Source organism: Kitasatospora sp. NBC_00240 (assembly GCF_026342405.1).
Classification (GTDB): Bacteria; Actinomycetota; Actinomycetes; order Streptomycetales; family Streptomycetaceae; genus Kitasatospora.
Window position 1 is genome coordinate 8,344,214 of record NZ_JAPEMU010000001.1, and the last position, 24,142, is coordinate 8,368,355.

The window sequence follows — 24,142 nt, forward strand, 5'->3', positions numbered from 1 at the left end:
CGATACGCTTCACCTGCCGGTACGAGAAGTAAGGAGAGGTCATGGGGACGCACGAGAGGTGGACGCGTCTGCTGGAGATCCTGGGCGACCGGGGGCGGATCGAAGTCGGCGAGGCCGTCGAGCTGCTGAACGTCTCCGCGGCGACCGTGCGTCGTGACATGGACGAACTCGCGAGCCAGCAGTTGCTGGTCCGGACGCGCGGCGGCGCGGTGCTGAGCGGTGTCGCCTACGATCTGCCGCTGCGCTACAAGACCGCGCGCCGTGCCGACGAGAAACTCCGGATCGCCAAGGCCGCGGCCGCGCTGATCCCGCCCGGAGCGGTGGTCGGCCTCAACGGCGGGACCACGACCTCCGAGGTCGCCCGAGAACTCGCGACCCGCGCCGACCTCGCCGAGCACAACAACGGGATCGCCCTGACCGTCGTCACCAACGCGATCAACATCGCCAACGAGCTGGCTGTCCGCCCGTACGTGAAGACGGTGGTCACCGGCGGGGTGGCCCGCCCCAACTCCTACGAGCTGACCGGCCCGCTGGCGACCATGGTGCTGCAGGGGATCTCGCTGGACTACGCGATCCTGGGCGTCAACGCGGTGGATCCGAAGAACGGCGCCGCCACCCACGACGAGGGCGAGGCGAGCGCCAACCGGGCCATGGCGGAGCGGGCCGACAAGGTGATCATCGTCGCCGACGCGTCGAAGATCGGCCGACGCGCCTTCGCCCAGGTCTGCGCCGTCCACGAGTTCGCGGTGCTGATCACCGACAAGGAAGCCCCGGACGAGGTCATCGAGCAACTCGTCGCCCAGGGCGCGGAAGTGCACTGCGTCTGACGGCAGTGTGGTGGCGGTCGACCGCCTGAACGCCGCCCTCGGGATCGGCGTGGCGGCCGGGCCCCGGTCGTCACCGGGCCGGCCGCCGCCTGCGGTTTCCGCGGGTTCCGAGCTCAGCCGGGGGGATCGGTCGGCTCCCGGCGGGCCGGGCGTATCACCACCAGACCTCCGGCTGACAGCTTCAGGTCGACCACCGGGACGAGGCGTGTTCCGGCTGCGTCGGCTGCAGCGCAGTCGTGGGGCGCGCCGGACGCGTCGATGGAACGGCGCGGGCGGTCGGGGCGGGTGTGCCCGGCCCGGGTCAGAGCGGTGTACACGAGGGCCGCCACCAGCGGGCCGGCGATCGCGGCGAGGTCGGCGCCGCCGAGCCAGGTGCTGACGGGGCCGGTCCACAGGGTGGTGTTGACGCAGAGCAGCGCGGCGGCTGTTCCCGTGAGGAAGGCACCGGTTCCGGCGACGCCGACGCCGGTCGAGGGCAGTGCGCCGGGGCGGGTGTCGGCGAGCTCGGCCGCGTCGTAGCGGTTGCGGCGCAGCAACAGGTCGGTGGCGTAGACGGCGATGATCGGGCCCATGTAGGCGACCGACAGGGCGAGGAGGTTGTTGAGCGCGGTCAGGAAGTTCGCGGCGACCAGCGCGTAGAGGGCGATTCCCCCGCCGAGCACTCCGTCGAGCAGGACGGCCCTGGCCCGCCTGATGCGGACGCCGGCCCCCTGGAGCAGTAGCCCCGACGAGTAGGACGTGAGGACGTTGTTGGCGAGTGTGCCGACGATGACGGCGACCAGGAAGACCGGGTGGAACCAGGTGGGCATCAGAGCTGTCATCGAGGTCAGGGGATCGGCCATGTCGACCACGGTTCCCGCGAGGACCCCGACGAGGCCCAGGAACACCGACGCCAGCCAGCCGCCCGCGGCGGTCCAGCCCGCGACCGCGCGTCCCGGTGCCGTCCGTGGGAGGTAGCGGGAGTAGTCCGCCCCGCAGAGCCAGGACAGCGGTCCGGAGGCGACGACGGTGAGTCCGACCAGAGCGGCGGCGAGCGGTCCGAGAGCGGCCCCCGCGCTGCCGTCCGCCGCGGGACGGGCGTGGGCCGCGACGAGGGCTCCGGCCACGAGCAGGCTCAGCGTGAGCAGCAGGGTGATGGCCCGGCTCATGCGGAGGATGGCGTCGTAGCCGTACACGCTGATGGTGAAGGTGACGACCGCGACCAGGACCAGGATCACCCCTCTGGCGGCGGGGGAGCCGTCGACACCCGTCTCGGCGAGCAGGGCCTGTCCGGCCAGGACGGTGACCGAGAGATTGATCGCCTCGAAACCGACGGCGGTCAGCCACCCGAGCCCGCAGCCGATCAGCCGGTTGCCGCGTACCCCGAAGAGCACCCGCATGATGACCGCGCCGGGACTGCCCGTACTCGGACCGCTCACCGCGAGCAGGCCGACCAGTGCCCAGAACGTGTTGCCCGCGAGGAGGACGGCGACGGCCTGCCACACGTTCAGGCCGAGCACCATGAGGGACCCGCCGAGGAGGATGGGCAGGTAGGACATGTTCGAGGAGAACCAGACCAGGAACAGGTCGCGAGGTCGGCCGCGCCGCTCCGCCTCGGGTACGGATTCGATTCCGCGTTCCTCCACCCGGTTGCCCCGGGATCGTGGAGGTTCGCTCCGTGCCGGCCGGGCACCGGCGTCCGGTCTTGTCGTTCCGCTGCTCATGGGGTCCGTTCCTGAGTGTGGGCTGTCCGGCCGGTGGCCGTCGACCGGACAGCCCATGGGTGGGGACGGTGGCCTGGACACGGTGGCCGCAGGCGGTTCGTCATGGGTTCACGGGGCCGCGATGGGCAGTTCCAGTAGGCGGGGGCCGCGGGAGTCCCAGGCGGCCCGTGCCGCCTCGGCGATGTCGGTGGCCCGCTCGACCCGTTCGGCGTGGACGCCCATCGACCGGGCCAGGGCGACGAAGTCGATCGCGGGGCGGTCGATGTCCATGCCGACGAAGCCGCCGTCGGGGTGCTGCGGAAAGCGGTGGCGCAGGCTGTTCTTCAGCATCAGGTACTGGTTGTTGTTCACCACGACGAACAGGACCGGGAGTTGTTCCCGGGCAGCGGTCCACAGCGCCTGGGGACTGTACATCGCGGATCCGTCGCCCACGAGGCAGAGCACCGGGTGGTTCCCGCGTGCCAGGGAGACTCCCAGAGCGGCCGGCATGCCCCATCCGAGACCGCTGCCCCGGGCGGTGTAGTAGCGCCCGGGGCGATCGGCCCGGTGGAACGCGCGGACGTGGTCGTCGCAGGTCATCGACTCGTCGACGACGATGATGTCCGGCGGCAGCGCGCGCAGCACGGCGTGGACGGCTGCCGCCGGCGCTGTCGGCACCTGGGAGTAGGTGCTCAGGGCGTGGGCCTCGGCGGCGTCGCGGGCGGCCCGGTGGGCCTTGCCCAGTTCGGTCGTCGCCTCGCGGGCACGGGCCGGATCGCCGCGCTTCGCGAGGACCTGCTGCAGGTCCTGCAGGGTGGTGCGCAGGTGTCCGGCGAGCCCGAGCCGCACAGGTGCGGTCCGGCCGAGCTCGTGGGGGTCCAGCGCGATCTGGAGGATCTCCACCTCCGGAGGGACGAGCGGCCCGGGGCTGTAGTTGTACGCCATGAAGGCGCGACCGCCGAGGACCAGGACGCGGTCGTACCCGGTGAGGGTGGCCCGGATCTCGTCGGCGCTCAGACCGAACGCTCCGGCCCACAGCGGGTGCCCGGTCGGGAAAACGGTGTTGGCGTGCAGTGACGAGCCGTACACCCGCACGCCCAGGGCCTCGGCGACGGCGACGAGTTCCTCCACGGCGTGCTCGGTCGCGACGTCGTCCGACGCGACGATCGCCAGCCGTGCGGGGTCGGTCTCCAGGAGCAGGTCGGCGAGCCGCGTGACGGGTGCCCCGTGCGGGGCGCGGTCGAGTTCGGAGACGGTGCGGACCGCGGTCGCGTCCGGGTCGGGGATCTCCGTCTCCAGGACGTCGACGGGCAGTGAGACGAAGACGGGCCCGGTCGGGGCCGATGCGGCGTCCCGGAAGGCCCGGCGCATGACCACGCCCAGGTCTTCGGTCCGCCGTACCTCGTGGGTCCATTTGCTGACCGGGGCGGCAAGCCCGGTGAGGTCGCCGGCCAGCAGGGGGTCGGCGACGAGGTGGCGCTGGTCGGCCTGGCCCGCCGTGACGACGAGCGGCGTCCCTTGGACCCGGGCGTTGGTCAGGTTGCCGATGGCGTTGCCGAGGCCCGCCATGGCGTGCAGGTTCACCATCGCGGGGCGACCGCTCGCCTGCGCGTACCCGTCGGCCATCGCGACGACGACGCTCTCCTGCAGGCCCAGCACGTAGGCCGGTCCCGCGGAGCGCGACAGCTCGGCGATCAGCGGGAGTTCCGTGGTCCCCGGGTTGCCGAACACGTGCCGGACACCCTCGTCGTGGAGCACGTCGAGGAGAATGCGGCTGCCTCTCACCGGTAGGTTTCCAGAGTTCCGGTGCGGCGGACGTCCAGGGTGGCGCAATGGAAGCCGCCGCCGAAGGTCCGCGCGTGGCTGAGGGAAAGGGGCAGCACGTCGATGCCCTTCGCCTCCAGGAGCTTGATCAGCTCCGGCTGGCGGTGGTCGGCGACGACCAGGTCCGGGCGCACGCTGAGGATGTTCATGCCGATCCACGGCGAGTTGACCGGGAACGAGCCGGCGTGGCCGATGTCGTTGAGTTCGGGGCACCAGATCTTGTCCCAGGACGAGAGGATCGGCGGCAGGTTCTCCTCGTTCACCCGCTCGGGGTGCAGCAGCACCAGTCCGGGGCGCAGGGGAACGATCGTGGTGTCGATGTGGAGGGAGGTGTAGAGGTTGCGGCACGGGTGGACGGTGTACCGGGAGCCGACGGCCTCCTGGAGCCACCGGGCGCCCAGCTCGTTGCCGCCGTCGGACACCTGGTACAGCAGGTCGGTGCCGAGCCGGATGACGTTGGCCGCATCGAAGAGCGGTTCGAGGTCGGCCAGCCGCCGGCCTTCCGGCAGCTCGGGGCGGTAGGTCTCGTCGGGCAGCTTGGGCCGGGGGGCGGAGATCCAGCGGGCGCCGCGGTTGAAGTACTCGGTGAACAGGTCCTTGTACAGGGCCTGCTTCAGGGCGCGGCCGCGCACGACCATCGGCGCGTCGATCAGCAGGTCGCCGACGACGAGGGCTACGTCGCGCGGTGCGTGGTCGAGGTAGCCGTCCGTCTCCCACAGCCCGGTCCGCAGCACCGCCTGCGGGTCGGCGGCCGCCGGCCGGCGGACGGTGACACCGAGGCCGGTGAGCGCGTCGCACAGCGCCTGCAGCTCCTCCTCCGTCTTCTCGACGACGTCCGCCGGGTAAGGGCCGGAGGGGAGTGTCTCGGCGGTGAATCCGTCGTGGTAGTCCAGGGTGAGGATCGAGCGCTCCGCCCGGGGGATCCGGGCACCGACGGCCGATCCGACGACGACCTCCTCCAGCGGGTCCCATTCGTTGTGTGCGCTGACCGGGCTCGGGCTCATGGTGCTCTCCTTCGGTTGTGGTGATGGCGGTCCACCGGGCTGCGGCGGCGGGAGGGTCATGCGGGCTTCAGCAGGCGGCCGGCCGCGGGGTGCTCCAGGAGCTGGGAGCGCAGCTTGGCGAAGTTCGCCTCGGCGCCGGTGTCCTCCATTTCCAGGACGATCCAGCCCCACTTCTCGGCGCACTCGCGGAAGAAGGTGTCGCAGGCGGACTGGAGCTCGCGGAAGCCCTCCAGCCCGCGGTCACCCGTGGCGGCGCCCATGTCCTCCAGGCTGCCCAGGGAGCCTTCCTGGTTCATGCGCCACCGGTACGCCTGCTCGATCGGACCGGTGACGAGGACGCCGACATCGGGGTCGCACGAGCGGAAGAGCTCGACCAGCAGCTCCCTGGCCCGCCCGACCTCGGCGCTGAAGGCGGCGCCGGTGCTGAGGCGTTCGGCGATGAGGAGCTCCTTGAACGCCATCTTGAGGCTGAAGCTCTCGTCGATCACGTGGGTGCCGCGGGCACGGTGCGGCTCGACGATCTCGTGCCGGAGCAGGATCTGACCGACCCACTCCAGCCACGCGGCCGCCAGCGGTCCGGCCGGCACGTTGGTGGTGTGGGTGGCGCTGCCGTAGCTCTTCTCCCAGCCCTCGGCGTGGAACTCGTCGTAGGACGCGGGGGCCGCCGGTCCGTCGACGCCGAGGTGGACGAGGCGCAGGGATTCGACCCACAACTGCCTGAGCGATTCGCGGGTGTTGGGCCGCGGGGCCTGGTCGAGCTCCTTGCGCCAGCTGAGCTGCTTGACGTCGTGTCCGTGCGCGGCGAGTTCCCGGGCCAGCATCTTCGTCATCGTGGTCTTGCCGGTGCCGTCGATGCCGAGCATCGCGATGTAGAGGCCGGTGTCGGCCATGGCTGCTCCTTCCGGTCGGTCCGATTCGGCGTTCAGGTCGTGCGGGGGGCCGGCCGGGCGCTTCCGAAGCGGGCACCGAGGCGCCGGACGGCCTCCTCCAGCACGGGCGCGGGCTTGCAGAAGGCGAACCTCAGGGTGCTGCCGGCGGCGCCCGGGTCGCGGAAGAAGTCACCCATCGGCAATGCGGCGACACCGGTGTCCGAGACCAGGCTCCGGGCGAGGTCCTCGATGGAGGCGCCGGCGGTCCACGGGGCCACGTCAGCGGTGACGAAGAACCCGCCCGGGGGAATCCGGGGCGTGAGGCCGAGCGAGGTCAGGCCCGAGACCAGGATGTCGCGGCGTCGGCGGTACTCCGCCCGCAGGCGGTCGTGGTAGCCGGTTTCGTCCGCCCAGCGCAGTCCGGCGGCGACACCCGCCTGCAGCGGTGTCGGCGCGGTGAAGGTGAGGTGGCGGTGGTGGTGCTGGACGAGCGCGGTGAGTTCGCGCGGCGCGTACACCCAGCCGATCCGCCAGCCGCCCACCGACAGCAGTTTCGATGCCGAGGAACAGACGATGGTCCGTTCGCGCATCCCCGGGTACCCGGCCAGCCGGATGTGCGGCCGGTCGTAGGTGTGCTCCTCGTAGACCTCGTCGGTGACGACGACCAGGTCGTGCGCGACGGCGAGGCGGGCGATCTCGTCCGCCTCGGCTGCGGTGATCATGTGCCCGGCGGGGTTGTTGGGCGTATTGAGGAGGATCACGCGGGTGCGGGGGGTGATCGCGGCCCGCAGCGCCGCCACGTCGAGCCCCAGGCTGCCGGCGCCGTCCAGTCCCGCGAGCGGGACGGGGACCAGGGTGGCCCCCACCATCTTGGCCAGGCCGGGGTAGTTGTCGTAGAACGGCTCCATCGTGACGATCTCGGAGCCGGGCGGAACGACGGCCAGCAACGCGGCGGCGACCGCCTCGGTGCAGCCGAGTGTCACGGTGACCTCGTCCTCCGGGTCGTACCGGAGCCCGCACCGTTCGGCCCGAAGGGCCAACTCGGTGCGCAGCAGCGGCAGTCCGGACAGGGCCTCGTACTGGGTGTCGCCGGTACGGACCGCCGGTGCCATGGCCGCGACGAGATCCGCGGTGTCGTCCTCGGGGAAGCCCTGAGCCAGATTGACGGCACCGAGGCGCCTGGCGAGGGTCATGACCTCGACGTAGATGTCGGGAGGCGGCGGCGCCAGGCCGGCCCCGTTCGCTGGGTTGGACACGGTTCTTCCCCCGTCTGCGGGCTGGTCACCCGCGACTGCCGGTCGGCACCCGGTCGGGCCCGCGGCGTGTGTGGACATGGCCGGTGCCCGGTCCGGGCGGACGGGTCGGTGCAACTGCCCGCCCGGACCAGGTGCAGGGCGCTACTCCGGCTTGCGTTCGATCAGGTAGTCGTGCAGCACCAGCGCGTCCATGCCGGTCCTGAGGAATGTGCGGATCGCGTCGGCCGGGGTGTGGACGATCGGCTCGTCGTAGGTGTTGAACGAGGTGTTGACCACGACGGGAACGCCGGTGAGCGCGTGGAACTCGCTGATCAGCTGGTGGTAGCGCGGGTTGACGTCCGCCGAGACGGTCTGCATCCGGGCGGTGCCGTCGACGTGGACGACGGCGGGCACGTGGGACCGCTTGTCCTCGCGGACCGGAACCGCGAAGGACATGAAGCGGGTCGAGAGCGACTCCCGCTTGAAGTCGAACCACTCGGCCGCCTCCTCCTCCAGTACGGCGGGGGCGAAGGGCCGGAAGTACTCGCGGTGCTTGACCCGGACGTTGATCAGGTCCTTGATGCCCGCCGTCCGCGGGTCGCCGACGATCGAGCGGTTGCCCAGGGCACGCGGCCCGACCTCGGCCGCGCCCTGGAACCAGCCGATGACCAGGCCCTGCGCGACCAGTTCGGCCGCCTTGGCCGGCGCGGAGTCCAGCTTGGTCGCCACCACCGGAGCCGCGGCGATGGCGGCCTCGATCTCGGCCTCGGTGCTGACCTCGGACCCGAAGTACGGGTTCGTCATGACGAACCGCGAGTCGAAGTCGCCGTGCTGGTTCGCCACCCACAGGGCCGCGCCCAGGGCGGTGCCGCCGTCGTGTGCCAGCGGCTGGACGAACACGCCGTCGAACGGTCCCTCGTTGAGGAGTTTGCCCATGCCGACGCAGTTCAGTGCGACACCTCCGGCAAGGCAGAGGTTCGCCGAGCCGGTCTCGCGCTTCAGCCGTTCGGCGAGCGCGAACAGCGTCTGCTCGGTCATCTCCTGCAGGGAGGCCGCGACTTCGGCGAAGCGGTGGTCGAACGGCGTACCGGGCCCGCCCTGGCGCCGCGGGCCGAACAGGTCCTCCAGCGGGCCGTAGTCCTCGACCCGGAACCGGAAGGCGTCGGCGTCGACGGTGAAGCCCTCCGGTCCGACGGAGACCAGCTTGGCGAAGGCCTCGCGGTACTTGTGCGGCGGCGCGAAGGCGGCGAGCGCCATCAGCTTGGGCGCGGAGTAGTCGTCGAGGCCGGTGAACTTGGCGAACTTCTCCCAGACGAAGCCGAGGGAGTCCGGGTAGGAGATGGTGTCCACCGCCGTGACCGAGCGGCCCTGCCCGTGGGCCAGCAGGGCGGTGGAGTGCTCGCCGATGCCGTCGATGCTGAGGATGGCGGCGTCCTCGAAGGGCGAGGCGAAGTAGGCGCTCGCGGCGTGGGCCGTCTCGTGCGCCACCCAGGTCCAACGGTCGCGGATGTCCTTGCCCAGCAGCTCGGAGACGGCGGCCGGGATGGCAGCCAGCTTCTCCATCAGCAGCTTCTCACCGTCGGGGTGCCCCCACGAGGCGGCGGTGGTCGGCTCGTCGGCGGGGGGCCGGCGCAGCCCGGGGTCGAAGGACCCCGCGACGTGGTCGATCTCGTCGACGGTGATCCCGGAGCGTGCGAGCACTTCGCGGATCGCCGCGGCGGGGATCTCGTCCACGCTCTCGATGTCGGCGGGCTTGGCGTGCTTCGTCCGGTTGAGCCGTTCCTCCTCGGCGAAGGCGAGCACCTCGGAGCCACGGACGATGACCGCCGAGGACTCGTGGTAGACGTTGTTGATGCCGAGAACCACAGGGGTCGTGCTCACTTGCACTCCTGGTCTGTTGTGACTGGCGCCGTGCGTCGGGCGTCCGGGCGCGGCGTGGCGAACGGAGGTGGGGCCTGACGGCGCGGGCTACGGGAGGACGGCCGCCTTGACCGCCAGGCGCTGGTCCATCGCGGCGTAGGCGGCCTGGACCTCGCTCAGGGGCAGCAGCCGCTCGAACAGCGGCGACGGGTCGATCCGGCCCTCGATCACGTCGTGGAGCAGCTCCGGGATGTACCTGCGGGCGGGTGCGACGCCGCCGCGGATGGAGACGTTCCGGTCGAACACGTCCAACAGCGTCACCCGGGCCCCGGTGATCGGAAGGCCGACGTAGCCGAACACTCCGCCGTCGCGGACGGCCGCGAGCGCCGAATCGACCGACGACTGGGTGCCGACGCAGTCGACGGCCGTGGACGAGCGGTCGCCCAGCTCCCGGCGGACCAGTTCGGTGACGGCCTCTGCGTCGTCCGGGGACAACGCCGTCGAGGTGGCGCCGAACTTCTCTGCCAGCGCCAGGCGTTGAGGGTGGTGGCCGAGGACGAGGACCTGCTCCGCGCCCTGCCGCAGGGCGCAGACGACGGTGGCCAGGGCCACCGGGCCGTCGCCCACGATCGTCACGCTGGAACCGGGGCCCACCTCGCCGGCGGTGACCGCGTGCAGGGCCGTCGGGAGGACGTCGGCCAGCGCGAGGTAGGGGACCAGGTCCGTGGCCGAGCCGCCCGTGTCCGGCAGCCGTACCAGGTTGGCGTCGGCGAACGGCACCCGGATCGCCTCGGCCTGGGCGCCGCCGGGGCTGGCATCGCCGCCCCAGAACCCGCCCAGGGAACAGGAGGTCGGCAGGCCGTTGCGGCAGGTGGGGCAGGTGCCGTCGGAGTAGCTGAAGGGTGCGACCACGCGGTCGCCGGGGCGCAGGCCGGTGACCTCGGTGCCGATCTCCTCGACGACCCCGACGAATTCGTGTCCGAGGCGTGCGCCCGGGTCGATCGGGTCGCTCCCGCGGTAGTACCACAGGTCCGATCCGCAGACTCCGGCCGCGCTGATCCGGACGACCGCATCGGTCGGGGACTCGATCCGGGGGTCCGCGACCCGTTCCACGCGGATGTCGCCGACTCCGTTGAAGACTGCCGCAAGCATGCGATCTCCCACTTTCCGTGCGCTGGCTGATGGGTGGTTCGGTACTGGTGTCGCTCAGCCGGCGTCGCCGGCGGCGATCCGGCGCTCGACGAGCCGGGTGTCCTCCTCGAAGCCGTCGAGCCAGGAGCGGAAGATCTCCGACTCCCGCTGGTGCTCGGCGATCTCCTGGCCGAGGACCTCCGAGGGGGTGAGCCAGTGGTGTTCCGAGTGCTCGTCGCTCAACTTCACGTCGCCGGCCGGGCTCCAGCCGATGAACGTGGTGACGTGGAAGGAGGAGCCGTTGTCCCAGAGGTGCTCCCATTCGCGGAGGAACTCCACCCGCTCCACGTGCAGGCCGGTCTCCTCCAGGCCTTCGCGTCGGGCCGCCTCGACGGGCTCCTCTCCCGCGTGCATACGTCCGCCCGGGTAGTCGAGGACGCCCTTGAAGAGCGGATCCTCGTCCTCCAGCCGCCGCAGGGCCAGGACCTTCCGGTCCCTGACCATGATCAGGTAGACACCGCGCTGAATCTTCACGGGAACCGTCCTTCGAATCGCAGACGAGGTTCGTCTGTCCGTTCAGTTCGGCCGGCTGAGGTCGCCCACCCGCTCGAAGGCGTCGTGGAGCCGGCGCAGCCACCAAGCCGCGGTCTCGTCCGACGGCCTGGGGAATCCGGGGGGCTGGTGGTGGTTCTCCGCCACCAGGAAGGCGACCTCGCCCATGACGGCGTGGAAGACGACCGCGAGGTCCATGGCCCGGCCGGTGGGACTGTCACCGGTGAGCCGCTCCCACACGGCTCCCAGTCGGTTCCGGTCGTCGTCGCCGCCCCAGGCCGCGTTCGACAGGTACCAGACGAAATCGAGCACGGCCGGGCCGTGGCAGGCCAGGCCCCAGTCGAGCGCGAACACCTCGTTCTCGCCCAGGCCGAGGTTGGCCGGCCGGTAGTCGCCGTGCAGGAGGGTGCCCGGCGCCGCCTGGTCGAGTGCCCGCAGGAGGCCGTTCGGGTCGAGGACGAGTTCCAGGACGGCGGCCGACAACGACGGGTCGGTGAGCTCCGTGAAGGTCTCCCACGTCCGGGTGAGGGTCTTCGGGAGGGTGTCGGAGTACCCGAGTTCCAGGAAGGGCCGCAGCGGCGAGAAGAGCCGCAGCCGGTCCTCCGTGGAACACAGCCAGTCCCCGGCCCGGATACCGGTGAACTTCGCGTGCAGGCCGTGGACGGCGGCGAGTGTCGCTTCGCCGGCCGGTACCGGAGCGGTGGACCGGAGCCGGTTGCGTTGCTCGCCGACGTCCCGCATGACCAGGAGCCAGCCGTCCGCCACCCGTTCGGTGGCGATCACCGGGCTGGACAGGGGTGGCGGAAGGGTGCCGAGGACTCCGTCCTCGAACAGCAGTGCCTCGCGGCCGGGGTCGTGGGTCGCCCGTGCCATCCAGTCCTGTCCGGGCCGGACGTGCTTCACCACGACCGGTTCCCCGGTGGGCAGCCAGGCCCGGAACAGTGACGCGCCGGACAGTCCGTCGTGGTGGAACTCGCTGATCGGACCGGCAAGCAAGGACCGGACCGAACCGGCCGGCAGGTCCGCCGGCTCCCTGGGGCGGGCCGGGTGGACGACATGGCGGACGATCCGGCCGTCGTCCAGGTGCAGCGTGTGGATCTGCCGTACCGCCCGGCCCGTCGGGGAAACCGTGCGCTGCACGTCAACGACGTATCCGCCGGATTCCGCGGTCACGCAGAAGTGTGTCTCACGGCCCGGCCCCAGAACGATTCCGGGCCAGTTGTCCCCAGCTGTCCTTCCTCCCTCGAAAGTCTTTCGCCGAATGCCGGAGAAGACCTCAAGAACTGTCCCGTCATTGTACCGGGTACGAAGTTCCGAAAACTTCCCCGAGGATAAATCGGCACGCAACATGCCGATGACTTCGCCAGCCATGACCATCCCCCGTTGGATTCCCCCGAGTCGCTGCCCGGCAGCCCCTGACGGAAGCCCAGGTGCGTCAAGACCGCCCGACCCGGTGCCCTCGGCGGGTCCCCCCAGCCGATGGCACATGACCGTACCGTAGCAACCGGGCGAACACTGATCAACGGATATCGACCGTGCGGCACCCGCCGGCAGGGGGCATCGGGGGTGTCGGTCCGAACAACTCACAGGTCAGAGGGGTCATTGCCGAAGTTACTTAATTTAATGTGTCCGGAATATGAACCCGGGTCGAAGTCGGACAGTGGTGGACCGGTCTCGCAAGCCGGTGCGAACACGGCATGGCGGAGAAATCCGACATAGCGCCCGGCGGTCGTTGCGGTAAACGGATCGGACGAATACGGATTGACACCGCTCGGCCCGCGTGGTGATAGTGGCCGGGGCTTGATAACTCACATGAGCAGCCATTCGGGGGGCGGGGATCCGTGAGTCTTGTCGTTGTCGGCGCGTCCAAAAACATCGCGCGCGTCGCGCAGTCACTGAGTTCTGAGATCGTGTTCGTCCAGCAGCCGGGGTCGTTGAGACCGGAGGTTCTCCGGGATGATGTCGACGAACTCTTCAGCTTCGACTACCAGGACGAACCGGTCGCACGTTCGTTCGCCGAACGAGTCCTGAAGCCTCGGCGGCCGGCCGCGGTGGTGTCCGTCACCGAGCACGGCCTGGAACCGGCCGCAGTGATGGCCGAAGTGCTGGGAACCCCCGCGGTTCCGCTCGCCGTGGTGAGGGCGATGCGTGACAAGGCCGGTATGCGGCGTCTTCTCGCGCAACGCGCGCCCCATCTCAACGTGCCGTTCGCCGCTCCCGGGGACGGGGACACTCTGGAGGAGCTCTTCCGGTCGCCGTACGGAGTCATCGCCAAGCCGGTGTCCGGCACCGCGAGCAGCGGAATCCTGCTGCTGCGTGCACCGGCGCAGGCGCAGGCGCTCGCCGCACAGGGCCACTACCTGTTCGAGGCCTTCGCTCCGGGGGCCGAGTTCAGTGTCGAGTCGTTCTCCGCCGACGGCGTGCACGAGATCGTCGCCGTCGCGGAGAAGGGCACCGGCGCAGGCTTCGTCGAGACCGCGCACCTGATGCCTCCGGCGGCGCTGGACGCCTCCGCGCGGGCACGGATCGAACAGGCGACCCGCGAGCTCCTCGACGCACTCGGCCTGCGGGACGGTCCCGCCCACACCGAACTCAAGCTCCACGAGGGCTCGATCAAGGTCATCGAGACCCACAACAGGCCGGGCGGCGACGGGATCGCCGACCTGGTGGCCCTCACCACAGGCGTCGACTGGCGGCGCGTCAGCATCGGGTGGCCGCTGGGGCAGCGCCCGGCACCCGGCGCGGGGGCGGTGGCAGCCGCTGCCAACGTCTTCTTCACCGCGTCCCCCGGCCGTGTCGCCGCGATCGCGGACCGGCCGGCGGCACTCCCCGGTGCGGACGTGGTGGCCTGGGAGGTCGACGTGGCGGTCGGCGACCTGGTGGGAGAACTCCGGAGCTCCGGGGACCGGGTGGGCATGGCCACCGTCACCGGCCCGTCGCCGGAGGCCTGTCAGCAAGCCGCTGCGGACCTTCGGCCCGATTCCATCGTCACGACGGAGGACGCCGCCTCGTGAGAACCCTGATCATCAACCGCCACGACCTCACCTGGGCGACAGGACACCGCGGGAGCCACCTGCCGACCGCGCCCGAGAACCGCTTCCTGCTCACCCGTACCTTCGGAGGTGGGCTGGCCGGCTACGACGCCACGGCGTTCCCCCACCTGACCGTGGTGGACAGCTACTTCGCCGACCGCCTGGAAGCCGCGGCCCGCTGGCTGGTCGAGACCCACCGGATCCGACAGGTCGTCGCCCTCCACGAGAAGGACCTGCTCCTGGCCGCCGTCCTACGGGAAAGCCACGGGCTCGCCGGAACCGACGTCGCCACCACACTCCGCTTCCGGGACAAGATCGTGATGAAGGACGCCCTCCGCGGAGCCGGGTACTCCGGGCTGCCGCAGTACCGGGCGCTCGGGCCCGGCGAGGAGCTCACCGCCGTGCCCTGGAAAGGGCGAACAGTCGTCAAGAGCCGTTGGGGCCTCGGCTCTGAGCAGGTACGGATCGCCGACGACCTCGCCGCGGCGAACGCCGCGGCACGGGAGCTGGAGGCGCGCGGGGAGCAGGTCGAGGCTGAGGAGTTCGTCACCGGCGCCATGTACCACTGCGACTCGGTCGTCGTGGACGGACGGATCGTCTTCACCGCGGTGTCCCGCTACCTCTCGGCCCCCGGCGAATTCCGGCCGGGCGGCGTCTGCGGCAGCGTGGTCCTGACCGGGGGAGCGGTGCACGAGGCCCTCCGTGCCGAGAACGCACAGGTGCTCGCCGTCCTGGCCCCGGGCTCCGCGGTCACCCACGTCGAGTTCTTCCGCCGGCCCGGCGGTGAGTTGGTCTTCTGCGAGGCCGCCGCCCGGCCGGGCGGCGGCGGCATCAGGGACCTGCTCCTCAGCGCGTACGGCATCGACATCGTACGGGCCGCCGTCGAGATCCAGTCGGGGACCGCACCGAGCCTGCCCGCGGTGATCGCCCCGCCGTCCCGGGCCACCGGACTGATCGGGATCTACCACTGCGCCACCGGCGAGGACCGGCCTGCCGAGGGGCTCCAGGAGTGTGTGCCGGGCCTGAGCTCCTACCATTTCTCGCCCCGGCGGAGCCCAGGGCGGGTGCGACACTCCGCGGACTACGCCCATCTGGCCGTTCTGACCGCCGACACCGAGGAGGAACTCGACCGCCGGTTCGCCCTGGTGGTCGACGCGGTCCGGGCCGGCGGAGCCCCGCGGCCGAATGCGCCGGAAGGTGACCATGCTGTACCGAATCGATGAGCTGCATCGCGTCGTCGACCCAGGAGGAAGTCAACTTCTCAAACTGGTGGGCGAGTTCAGCGGAATTGTGAACACCCATGAGTTCCCGTGCGTCTTCTCCACACTGCCGTTCAACACCGCGGAGCTGTTCTTCGGCCGCGTCCCCCGCTCCGACGGCGAGGCCGGGACCGCCACGACAGCGGCCCTGCTCGAACTGACCGGGATCATCCGGCACACGCCGGACGCGATCGGCGTCGTCTTCGTCGACCAGCCCGGCGAACCCTCGCTCGACGACGACCTCGCTCTGGCCCGGAGCATCGTGCGCGCGGTCATGCGGCAGAACGTCCTCGACCACCCGGACCACACGTTCCCCGATCCGCGCGACCACGACTGGGAGCTGTGGCTCGACGGGGTCGGCCTGTTCCTCAACTTCAGCTCCCCCCGCCACAAGGCCCGCCGCAGCCGGAACGTGGGATCCCGCTTCACCGTCGTCGCCCAGGCCCGGGAGTCCTTCGACCGGCAGGCACGGGGCACCCCCCGCGCCCGGGACACCATTCGCAGGCGCCTGGCCGACTACGACGACGTCGAAGCACACCCCGCCCTCGGCAGCTACGGGGATCCCGACAGTCGGGAGGCCCTCCAGTTCTTCCTCGGCGACGGACTTGAGGCCATGGACGTGACCGAAGGAGAAGAATCATGAGCCCCGCGGCCGACCAGGACGACCGCTCACCCGGGGCGGTGGCCGAGCACGGAGCCACCCGGTCGCTCCGGATCGTCATCGCCGCGTCGGTCCTGTCCAAGATCGCGGACTGGCAGCTGGGCGTCGTCGTCCCGCTCGCGGTGCTGTCCGAGACCGACTCGCCGGCCATCGCGCTGGCAGCCTTCGCCCTGCGGGCACTGCCGTTCATCGCCTCCCCGCTGCTCGGCTCCGTCATCGACCGCTTCGACAAGAGGACGGTCTTCGCCTGGGCGCAGGTGGTCCAGGCTCTCTGCATGGTCCTGGTGGCACTGCTGCTCACCGACCGGGTGGCGCTGGGAGTGCTGCTCCTCCTCTCCGGTTTCGGAGCGGTGGCGGTCACGATCACCGGCCAGTTCGTGCTGATCCCCAAACTGGTCGAGGCGGACAAGCAGGCCGTCGCCGTGGCGAAGCTGTCCTCGGCCATCGAACTGTCGAAGGTGGTGGGACTTCTCCTCGGCGGCTTCGCGATCACTGTTCGCGGGCCCGAGTTCGCGTCCTGGATCATCGCGGGTCTCTATGCCGCGGCCGGCCTGGTGGCGCTGTTCCTGCCGCGTATCCCGTCGACCGGAGTCCGGACCGGCATCCGCCAGGACCTGCTGATGGGACTGCGCTGGGTGGCGAAGCCCGACATCCTCTGGCTGGTCGTGACGCTCTCGGTGTCCAACCTCGCCGTGGGAGAACTGGAGACCGTGCTGGTCACGGTGTTCGGCGAGAGGCGGCTCGACGCCCGGCTGATCTCACTCGTCCTCGCGGCCGGGCTGCTGCTCGGGGCCTTGGGGAGCCGACTGTCCCCGTACGTCCTGCCGCAGTGGCCGGTGCAACGGCGAATCCTGCTGTTCCAAGGAGCGCTGCTGGTCTTCCTGGGGGTGCTGGCCCTACCGGCCCTGGCGGCCACGGTGGTCGGCTACGCCGCGGTGGCGTTGTGTCTGGGGGCCGGCAATGTCGCGTCCATCACCTACCGTCAGGGCACCATCCCGGTCGACATCGCGGGCCGGGTCAACGCTGCGATCCGCATGTTCATCACCGGGGCGATCCCGCTGTCCGGTCTCATCTACGCCTGGGCGACGCGGTTCGACGGCTTTCTCTTCTGGCTGCCGGGGCTGCTTCTCTCGGCGCTCTCGCTCGCCGTCTGGGCGGGCCACACCTACCGGACGGCCAGGGCACAACCCGCTCGCATTCCTGTGGAGAGGAACCCATCATGACCCGCTCGACCAGCTGGCTGTTGCTCGACGAGACAGGCGCGGCCTTTCCCGGAGTCGGTTCGCCGTCATCATCCTCGCTCCTCGCCGTCCGCCTCGCACCGTTCACGGGTTCGGCCGGCACCACGGAGTGGCTCCGGTACCGCGAGATCACCGCGGATCGTGTGCAGGTGCTGAGCCGGTCCGGCGAGGTGGTCGAGAGCCTCCCGTGCGGGCCCGCCGAGCCCGTCTGGACCCATCTGCCCTTCGACGTGCGTGCGGACGCCCGGAGGTTCGACTCCGCCGGCGGGGACGGGACCGACGCCCGGCCGAGGCTGGTGCCCGCCTTCCTGGTGACCGAGCAGGTGTCCGGTGCGGCGACCCGCACCCATGTGTACAGCTGTTCCAGGATCCGGGAGTCCGGGCTGCTGTTCTCCCGCATCTGGGCGGGGGAGATCGCGGCCGGCGCCTCACCGGTCGAGGCCGTCCGGGTGGCCTGCGCGGAGCAGCCCGTGCTGCTGCACAGATTCACGGACGAGGTGGCCCAGACCACCCGGTTCGAGAGCGAGGTGGAGATCGAGCTGAAGCTCACCCTCCTGACGGAGACCTCGCCGTGGGAGATCGCCAGTGGTCTCGCTGAAGCCGTGCAGCATCGGCAACTGGCCCGTTTCGTCCCCGACCTCGGCAACGAACTGCAGCGCTGGACCTACGAGCAGGACACCTTCGAGGTCCACGACGCGGACGGCCGCAACGGCTATGTGGCCTTCATGAAGGACCCGGACGGCACGTTCGTGGTGAAGTACAAGTTCTTCGACGAGGACGCCCTCCGCCGCATCGAGAAGTTCGACGAGGGGATCCGACTCGACTCGGACCGGTTCGCCGACTACATCAGGTCGGCCCTGCCCGGCGTGCGGCTCCGCCGTCTGCCGCACCTCGTCCGGACGAGGTTCGACGTCAACGTCGAGTCGGCCGCCACCGGTCACTTCTTCGGTCTGGAGACGGACGAGGTCCGCGCGAACGGGCGGGTCCTGCGCCAGCTGGAGATCGAGTACCACAAGACCCGCGCCTGCTACGGCGCCGGGGCGGAGACCATCGAGCCCGAGCTGAACCGGCTGGCGGACGAGGCGCAGCGACTCCTCGACCAGTGGGGGGTGAAGGCGTCCCGCGGATACCTCTCCAAGCTCACCTTCTTGAAGGATGTCGCCACCGTCGACTGAACGGGCCACTTCGCGACCGGGCGGGCCACTTCGTCACCGGCGGGGCTCACCGATGCGGGTGCCGGGCGCGGCTCGCGGGCGAGCAGGCCGCGGCCCGGTCCTGCCGGATCGTTCATGAAAGGATCTCGGGCATGAGTGAACGCCTCTTCGGACTGCCGGTCGTCCGGAAGATCAGCGCGTCGGTCGGTGAGCGCCGGCTGAACGAGCTGCCGGTCCTGGTGATCGACCATCCGCAGGTGCGGGCCGCTGTGAGTCTGCAGGGTGCGCAGGTGCTCGCCTGGCAGCCTGCCGGGGCCGGACCGGCGATCTGGCTGAGCGAACAGGCACGGTTCGAGCAGGGCCGGGCCATCCGCGGTGGTGTGCCGATCTGCTGGCCGTGGTTCGGCCCGGCGGCAGAGCCCTCCCACGGCTTCGCCCGGCTCCTGCCCTGGGAGCTCACCGACTCCGGCGAGGACGGTGCGGGGGTGACGCTGACCATGACCCTGCGGGAGAGCGCGCAAACCAGGCGGTACTGGCCGCACGCGTTCACGGCACGCGTCACCGTCCGGCTCGGCCTGGAGTGCGCGATCGACCTGGAAGTCGACGGCGACCACGAGAGCACCGCGGCTCTGCACAGCTACTTCCAGGTCGGTGACATCGACACCGTCACCGTGGCCGGCCTCGGGAAGACCTACACCGACGACCTGCTCGGGGCGGAGGGCCGGCAGGAGGGGTCCCTGACCTTCACGACTCCCCTGGATCGGGTCTACACGCAGGCCGATGACGTCAGCCTGATCAACGACCCGGGCCGCGGGCGCAGGATCGAGGTCCGCCACCACGGGCAGAGCGACGTGGTGCTGTGGAACCCGGGCAAGGCTGGATGCAGCGACCTGGCCGACGGAGGTCACCGCAGCTTCGCCTGCCTGGAGACCGCCAGGATCAACCGACCGCTGGTCAGCAGCCCGGGCCGGCCGGCTCGACTCGGGCTCACCGTGCGGATCATCTAGTACTCGGGGCGGGCGGCCTGTTCACCCTGGCCCGGTCCGGCGACGTCCACGGCCGGTGCCCCGAGGGCGAGCCCTCGGTGCGCGCACTCCCTTGTCGCGGCCATCGTTGGATGGACGGACGGACGGACGGACGGAGGGAGGGACGGCGGACGGGCGGGTCACGCACCGGCGAGTCGGCGACGGAGCTCCGCGAGGAGCTGCCGGCTGTCCTGCCAGATGTCACCGACCGGCCTGCCACGAAGGTCTGTGGTGTCGTATCCGAAGGAGCGCGGCAGCAGCTCGGTGGTGGCGAGGAAACGCGGCCCGTGCCACTGCGTGCGTGCGGTCCGCCACAGGTCGAAGAACTCGTCCTGCTGGGCGGGAGGCACCAGTTCGACGGGGTCCTGGACGCGTTGCCCGTCGTTGAGGCGCGCCTGGATCTCGCCGCAGCGCACGGCCAGGGAACGCAGTGCCTCGCGCCATTCGTCCGGCCACGGGGCACGGAGCTCCGACATCACGGTGTAGTGGCTGAAGTCGCCGCACAGCGCGAGCGTCGGGTGCCGGCCCACCAGGGCCAGGGTGCGGCGGACGTCCTGGGTGAGGCGGTGCCGATGGGTCTCCAGGAAGAACGGGACCCGGTACTGCTCGCTGAGGTCCAGCAGTTCGCGGATCCGGGCGTCCTGCCAGTCGTCGTCACGCCAGTAGCCGTCGACCTGCGCGTTGAGGCTGATCATCCCGACCGCGGCGGCCCGCTCGAACAGTGGTTCCGCAGCTTGGGTCTCGGTGATGCCGCAGCAGCCGGAGACCGCCAGGGCCGCCTCGCCGACGAGTCCGGTGAAGCGGGCAAGGTCCGCCGCCCGGGGTGGTTCGGTCTGGACGCCGTCGAATCCCGCTTCGGCGATCCGGCGCAGGCCCACGTCGAGCGGCGTGGCCAACTCGGTGGAGAGAAGGCTGCAGTGCACGGTCAGTGCGCTTCCGGGGGCGGTCACAGTCCGTCCTCGTCGTGCCAGTGGTTCTGCCAGCGCCGGTCGATCGGCTCGCCGGCCGCCTGGTAGCGGATGTCGGTGGAGAGGCGGAATCGCCCTGCGGGATCCTCGTTGTCCAGGGACGCGTGAACGATGTGGGCGCTGTGGACCATCAGGTCCCCGGCCGAGAAGTCGGTCACGAGCCAGCGGGAGTCGTACTCCTCCGCCAGGGCCGGCAGGTCGGCGGTGATCGACGCGGCCGGGCGCTTCAGGGTGCCGGCCGCCTCCTGCGCCAGGACCTTGCGGTGGCTTCCCTCCAGGTAGATCAGCGGGCCTCGGTCGACCGGGACGTCGCCCAGCGGAATCCAGCAGGAGACCACGTTGCTGCTGCCCTCCCGCAGGTAGACCAGGTCGTAGTGGGCCTGGGTCGCAGTGCCGATCCCGGACTCGCCGGGGCCGACGTGCCGGATGATCTTCCGGCGGTGCAGGTGCAGGTCAGGGGTGCCGAGGAACCACCGGTAGAACGCCACCAGCCTCGGGTCACGGCACAGTGCCTCGTAGCGCTGCCCCGGCACCAGTTCCTTGAAGAGGAGGGTGCGCAACCGGGCCGGGTCCAAGGCCTCTCGGGGGGCCGCGACGCCCTCGCCGGGGTCGGTGCCCGGCAGGGACAGGCCGCTGGGGGCCAGCGTGGCGAAGTAGTGGCGACGGAAGTCGAGGACGCTCTCCCGGTCGAGGAAGCCGGGCAGGAACAGGTAGCCGTCCCGGTCGAAGCGAGCCCGCAGCGCGCCGAGGTCTTTGCGCTCCGCGTCCGGGACGGGCAGCAGGCGGCCGAGGCGTCGGGTGCTCCGGTCGAGCTCGTACCCGTTGGACCTCAGGACTCCCGTCAGGACGGGCGATCGATTATCTTCCATGCCGTACATGGTCCTGCCGGTGACGATGTGCAGGCCATGCACGGATTCCGGCTTCACTTGGATTCCTGTCGACCGGGAGAGCCGCCATGCAGTCGACCGCGCACTACCTGACGCCCCCGGCGGAGGTCCATGCCCTGGGGGTCGCGGTCACAGGGGTGGGCCGGATCCTCGGTCAGCACACCACCCGCGTCGATCGTGCGCTGCCCGGCTACGCGGGTGTGCTGGTCACCGAGGGCACCGGCTCGCTCGCCCTGCGGGGGACACCCGGCCGGTACGCGGTGTCGGCGGGGTCGTTCTTCTGGCTGCCCCCAGGAGTGCCGCATACCTACGGCCCGACGCCGGGCACCTGGTCGGAGTACTGGGTGCTGTTCGAAGGGCCTGCCGCCGGCCGCTACGAGGACCTCGGCTACCTGGCCGCGGGCCCGGCCCTGGTCGAGCCGGCCGACCCCGGGGGCACCCGTGCGGCGCTCGACACCCTGCTGGAACTCGGCTCACGACCCGAATCGTTGAGCTCCCACGTCGCCGCGGCGGCCACGATGCAGGTGCTGATCGCCGCGGTCGGCACCCCGCGGGCGGCGCCGCCGCCCGCACTGCCCCCGTCGCTCGACATCGGTCGGCGGGCGCTGGCCATCCTCGCCCGCGACGCGGCCGGCCCGGTGAGCATCGGCGCGGTCGCCCGGGAGCTGTCGGTCTCCCGCGACACGCTGGCCACGCAGGTGCGCCGCCTCACCGGCTCGACGCCCACCGACTACCTCACCAGGCACCGCCTCAACCGGGCGAAGGGGCTCCTCGCCTTCACCGACCGCTCGATCGCCGGCGTGGCCCGCGAGGTCGGCTACGCGGACCCCGCGTACTTCACCAGGGCCTTCACCCGCCAGATCGGCGTCCCCCCGAGCACCTTCCGGCAGCAGCAGAAGCCCTGACTCCCCGCCATGACACCGTTCCAGGCACCGGAACAGTCGGCATCTCGAGGGCGGGGCCGCGGCCGTTCCGCCGGTGAGCAAGCGGTTCAGGCCTCCTGCGGCCGCCCGGACCGCTCGAACCGGTCGGGTGGCTCGACGGCCCGGAGCAGGTCCGCCCGATCGCGGTGGCCACCAGCCGGGTGCCCGTCGCCGCGTCGACATCCCGCGCCGGTCGCGGCGACCGTGACGACGATCGCCGCGGCGAGGGCGCCGCGCAGGGCGAGGTGACCCGTCTGCGACGCCAGGCAGGCGCGCCCGATGCACCCCGCCGCCGGGGCCGTGGGTCCAGCAGGTACCGGGCGGACGCGCTCCGCGCAGCCGTCCCCGTCGCGCCGAGTCGGGCGAGAGCGGTCAGGCCGGGCAGGAGGCGTTCCGGCGGTCCGTACAGGGCAGGCCGGGCCCGCACCACCGAGGCCGGGTCAGCGCCCGAGCCCCCCGGGGCGCTTCGCCGGAACCTGGGGGAGCACCGCGGCCTGGCCCGGGCCGCCGAACTCGCGCACCGACTCCTCGACGATCGCGTTCAGGCTGGCGTGGTGGGCGCCGCGCCAGTAGACCTGACCGCAGTCGGTGCACTGCGCGAACGCGTCGTAGGCGCGCTCGGTGCCGTCCCGCAACTGCTCGTGCACGGACTCCTTCGCGGCCTCGCGGAGGGTTCCGTTGCAGGCCGTGCACCTGGTCCAGGGGGCCAGCGGCGGCGCGAAGCGGGAGAGCACGTCCCGCAGTTGCTCGGGCGGGCGGTGGCTGTACACGTACGCGCCGGCCCAGAGTTCGCGGCGGCGCAGCAGCCCGCGGTCCCGGGAGAGCATCACCCGCTGCTCGGCGGCCGAGCGGGTGGCCAGCGCCGGGTCGCCGATGTCGACGCTCTCGTACGCGGCGTCGACGCCCAGCAGCCGCAGCCGCCGGGCCAGCGTGCCGAGGTGGACGTCGAGCAGGAACCGGGCCGGGCCCGGGAGCGGTTGCGGCCTGGGGACGGCCAGGACGGAGACCTCCTCGCCGTCCAGGGGGACGTACGAGACGGGCACCGGTCGCCCGCCGACCAGCAGGGCGCCCGCCTCGGTGAGCGGGACCCCCAGCGACTCGACCACGTGCCCGAGCGTGGAGACCCCGTCCGTCCGTACCGCCGATCGGCCGGCCCGCCGTCCCGCGGCGACGAAGAGGTGCAGTTCAGGGGCAAAGCTCAGCCAGATCTCGGGTTTCTCCACCCGGCCAGCATGCCAGTGGCCGCCGGGCCGCTGCCAGGCCTTCAGGCGACGGTGGGCCCGCCCGGCGGCATCGGGTCAGCGGACGATGCCCACCAGGGCGTCGCCCTCCCGGGCGCAGACGAGCGCGCCCGGGCAGCAGGTTCTCCAGCCGCCGGCGCCGGGGCCGAGCAGGGTCACCCCGCGCCAGTCGGCGGACTCGGAGGGGCCGCCGCGCCACAGCCGCAGGCCCAGCGGCTCCACCATCACATCGACGGGGGCGGTGCCGGGCACGGCGGCCGGGTCGGGCAGGACGCTCTCTATCTCGTCGGCGGGGTAGCCGAACAGGTCGATGTCGTCCCAGGCGACCACGCCGGGCTCGGGCCCGGCCGACGGGTCGTCCGCCCGGATGTCGATCCGGGCCAGGCCCTCCGGGGCGCCGGGGCCGCCGCCGCCGACGGTCAGCACGACACCGTCGACGACCGCGCTGAGGTTCCAGTCGGGCTCGAACAGCAGGCCGCTCAGCCAGGCGTCGTGCGCGTGCCGCAGTTCCGCGTACTGCGTCAGCGCCAGTCGTATGCAGGGGCGGCTGCGCCTCACCTCGCCGCCCGCCGTCAACAGGCCGTGGACCTCGGCGGGGGACATCCCGAACCTCAACAACCCGGCCGCGTTCGGCAGGGCCACACCGACTCCGGGGCGCAACGTCAACATCGCACCATTCTTCGCCCTGGGACCGACAACGCAAGAGCCAATCGCGCCCGGCTCCCGAATTGGCGCCGCACCGTCACCGGACCGCCGACGAATGCCGG

General features: G+C 71.3%; 21 protein-coding genes. 8 read left to right on the top strand and 13 right to left on the bottom strand.

All coding sequences use genetic code 11. The annotated features are described in order from the left end of the window. Positions 1-41: 41 nt before the first annotated feature. Complete coding sequence (locus tag OG689_RS35545) at positions 42-827, top strand: DeoR/GlpR family DNA-binding transcription regulator (RefSeq protein ID WP_266325262.1); 786 nt, start codon at positions 42-44, stop codon at positions 825-827. Positions 828-940: 113 nt separating this feature from the next. Here OG689_RS35545 and OG689_RS35550 read toward each other — a convergent pair whose 3' ends face one another. The 9 genes from OG689_RS35550 to OG689_RS35590 all read right to left on the bottom strand — a co-directional run bounded on the left by OG689_RS35550 (position 941) and on the right by OG689_RS35590 (position 12,157). Next, positions 941-2,452 carry a cytosine permease gene (locus OG689_RS35550; RefSeq protein WP_266325264.1) on the bottom strand — a complete coding sequence of 504 codons (1,512 nt, stop codon included), beginning with the start codon at positions 2,450-2,452 and terminating at the stop codon, positions 941-943. Positions 2,453-2,638: 186 nt separating this feature from the next. Beyond that, positions 2,639-4,294 (bottom strand): thiamine pyrophosphate-binding protein, encoded by a 1,656-nt coding sequence (locus OG689_RS35555; protein WP_266325266.1) that lies wholly within the window; start codon positions 4,292-4,294, stop codon positions 2,639-2,641. Further along, the gene (locus tag OG689_RS35560) at positions 4,291-5,337 is read right to left on the bottom strand and encodes an inosamine-phosphate amidinotransferase 1 (RefSeq protein WP_266325268.1); all 1,047 of its coding nucleotides are present in this window, start codon (positions 5,335-5,337) and stop codon (positions 4,291-4,293) included. Before OG689_RS35560 ends, OG689_RS35555 begins: the two co-directional genes overlap by 4 nt. A 56-nt stretch (positions 5,338-5,393) precedes the next feature. Then, positions 5,394-6,227 carry a hypothetical protein gene (locus OG689_RS35565; protein WP_266325270.1) on the bottom strand — a complete coding sequence of 278 codons (834 nt, stop codon included), beginning with the start codon at positions 6,225-6,227 and terminating at the stop codon, positions 5,394-5,396. Between the two features lie 32 nt (positions 6,228-6,259). After that, positions 6,260-7,462 (bottom strand): aminotransferase class I/II-fold pyridoxal phosphate-dependent enzyme, encoded by a 1,203-nt coding sequence (locus OG689_RS35570; protein WP_266325272.1) that lies wholly within the window; start codon positions 7,460-7,462, stop codon positions 6,260-6,262. Between the two features lie 141 nt (positions 7,463-7,603). Then, a complete protein-coding gene (locus OG689_RS35575) occupies positions 7,604-9,322 on the bottom strand; it encodes a carbamoyltransferase C-terminal domain-containing protein (protein WP_266325274.1) in 1,719 nt (572 codons plus the stop codon). 87 nt (positions 9,323-9,409) lie between these two features. Then, positions 9,410-10,453, bottom strand: coding sequence for an alcohol dehydrogenase catalytic domain-containing protein (locus OG689_RS35580; RefSeq protein WP_266325276.1), 1,044 nt, complete (start codon positions 10,451-10,453; stop codon positions 9,410-9,412). Positions 10,454-10,507: 54 nt separating this feature from the next. Beyond that, entirely contained in the window at positions 10,508-10,966 is a 459-nt protein-coding gene (locus OG689_RS35585) for an NUDIX domain-containing protein (protein WP_266325278.1), read from the bottom strand. A 42-nt stretch (positions 10,967-11,008) separates the two neighbouring features. After that, positions 11,009-12,157, bottom strand: a complete 1,149-nt coding sequence (locus OG689_RS35590; protein WP_266325280.1) for a phosphotransferase — start codon at positions 12,155-12,157, stop codon at positions 11,009-11,011. Positions 12,158-12,825: 668 nt separating this feature from the next. Here OG689_RS35590 and OG689_RS35595 point away from each other — a divergent pair. From OG689_RS35595 to OG689_RS35620, 6 genes are all read left to right on the top strand, one after another. Beyond that, positions 12,826-13,998 (top strand): ATP-grasp domain-containing protein, encoded by a 1,173-nt coding sequence (locus tag OG689_RS35595; protein WP_266325282.1) that lies wholly within the window; start codon positions 12,826-12,828, stop codon positions 13,996-13,998. After that, positions 13,995-15,239: a hypothetical protein gene (locus OG689_RS35600; protein ID WP_266325284.1), complete on the top strand. Its 1,245-nt coding sequence runs from the start codon at positions 13,995-13,997 to the stop codon at positions 15,237-15,239. The genes OG689_RS35595 and OG689_RS35600 overlap by 4 nt, the downstream gene beginning before the upstream one ends. Then, entirely contained in the window at positions 15,220-15,918 is a 699-nt protein-coding gene (locus tag OG689_RS35605) for a YqcI/YcgG family protein (protein ID WP_266325286.1), read from the top strand. Before OG689_RS35600 ends, OG689_RS35605 begins: the two co-directional genes overlap by 20 nt. Further along, positions 15,915-17,159: an MFS transporter gene (locus tag OG689_RS35610; protein WP_266325288.1), complete on the top strand. Its 1,245-nt coding sequence runs from the start codon at positions 15,915-15,917 to the stop codon at positions 17,157-17,159. The genes OG689_RS35605 and OG689_RS35610 overlap by 4 nt, the downstream gene beginning before the upstream one ends. Continuing rightward, the gene (locus tag OG689_RS35615) at positions 17,156-18,352 is read left to right on the top strand and encodes a hypothetical protein (RefSeq protein ID WP_266325290.1); all 1,197 of its coding nucleotides are present in this window, start codon (positions 17,156-17,158) and stop codon (positions 18,350-18,352) included. Before OG689_RS35610 ends, OG689_RS35615 begins: the two co-directional genes overlap by 4 nt. 131 nt (positions 18,353-18,483) lie before the next feature. Next, positions 18,484-19,338, top strand: a complete 855-nt coding sequence (locus tag OG689_RS35620; RefSeq protein WP_266325292.1) for a D-hexose-6-phosphate mutarotase — start codon at positions 18,484-18,486, stop codon at positions 19,336-19,338. 158 nt (positions 19,339-19,496) lie between these two features. Here OG689_RS35620 and OG689_RS35625 read toward each other — a convergent pair whose 3' ends face one another. Both OG689_RS35625 and OG689_RS35630 read right to left on the bottom strand, forming a co-directional pair. Further along, complete coding sequence (locus OG689_RS35625) at positions 19,497-20,306, bottom strand: hypothetical protein (RefSeq protein WP_266325294.1); 810 nt, start codon at positions 20,304-20,306, stop codon at positions 19,497-19,499. Then, a complete protein-coding gene (locus tag OG689_RS35630; RefSeq protein ID WP_266325296.1) occupies positions 20,303-21,250 on the bottom strand; it encodes a phytanoyl-CoA dioxygenase family protein in 948 nt (315 codons plus the stop codon). The genes OG689_RS35625 and OG689_RS35630 overlap by 4 nt, the downstream gene beginning before the upstream one ends. A 29-nt stretch (positions 21,251-21,279) precedes the next feature. Between OG689_RS35630 and OG689_RS35635 the strand changes: the two genes are divergently transcribed. Beyond that, a complete protein-coding gene (locus tag OG689_RS35635; protein ID WP_266325298.1) occupies positions 21,280-22,116 on the top strand; it encodes an AraC family transcriptional regulator in 837 nt (278 codons plus the stop codon). Positions 22,117-22,574: 458 nt separating this feature from the next. Here the strand turns inward: OG689_RS35635 and OG689_RS35640 are convergent, their stop codons facing one another. After that, positions 22,575-23,357, bottom strand: a complete 783-nt coding sequence (locus OG689_RS35640) for a Mut7-C RNAse domain-containing protein (RefSeq protein ID WP_266325300.1) — start codon at positions 23,355-23,357, stop codon at positions 22,575-22,577. Positions 23,358-23,432: 75 nt separating this feature from the next. After that, positions 23,433-24,044 (bottom strand): hypothetical protein, encoded by a 612-nt coding sequence (locus tag OG689_RS35645; RefSeq protein WP_266325302.1) that lies wholly within the window; start codon positions 24,042-24,044, stop codon positions 23,433-23,435. Positions 24,045-24,142: the final 98 nt, after the last annotated feature.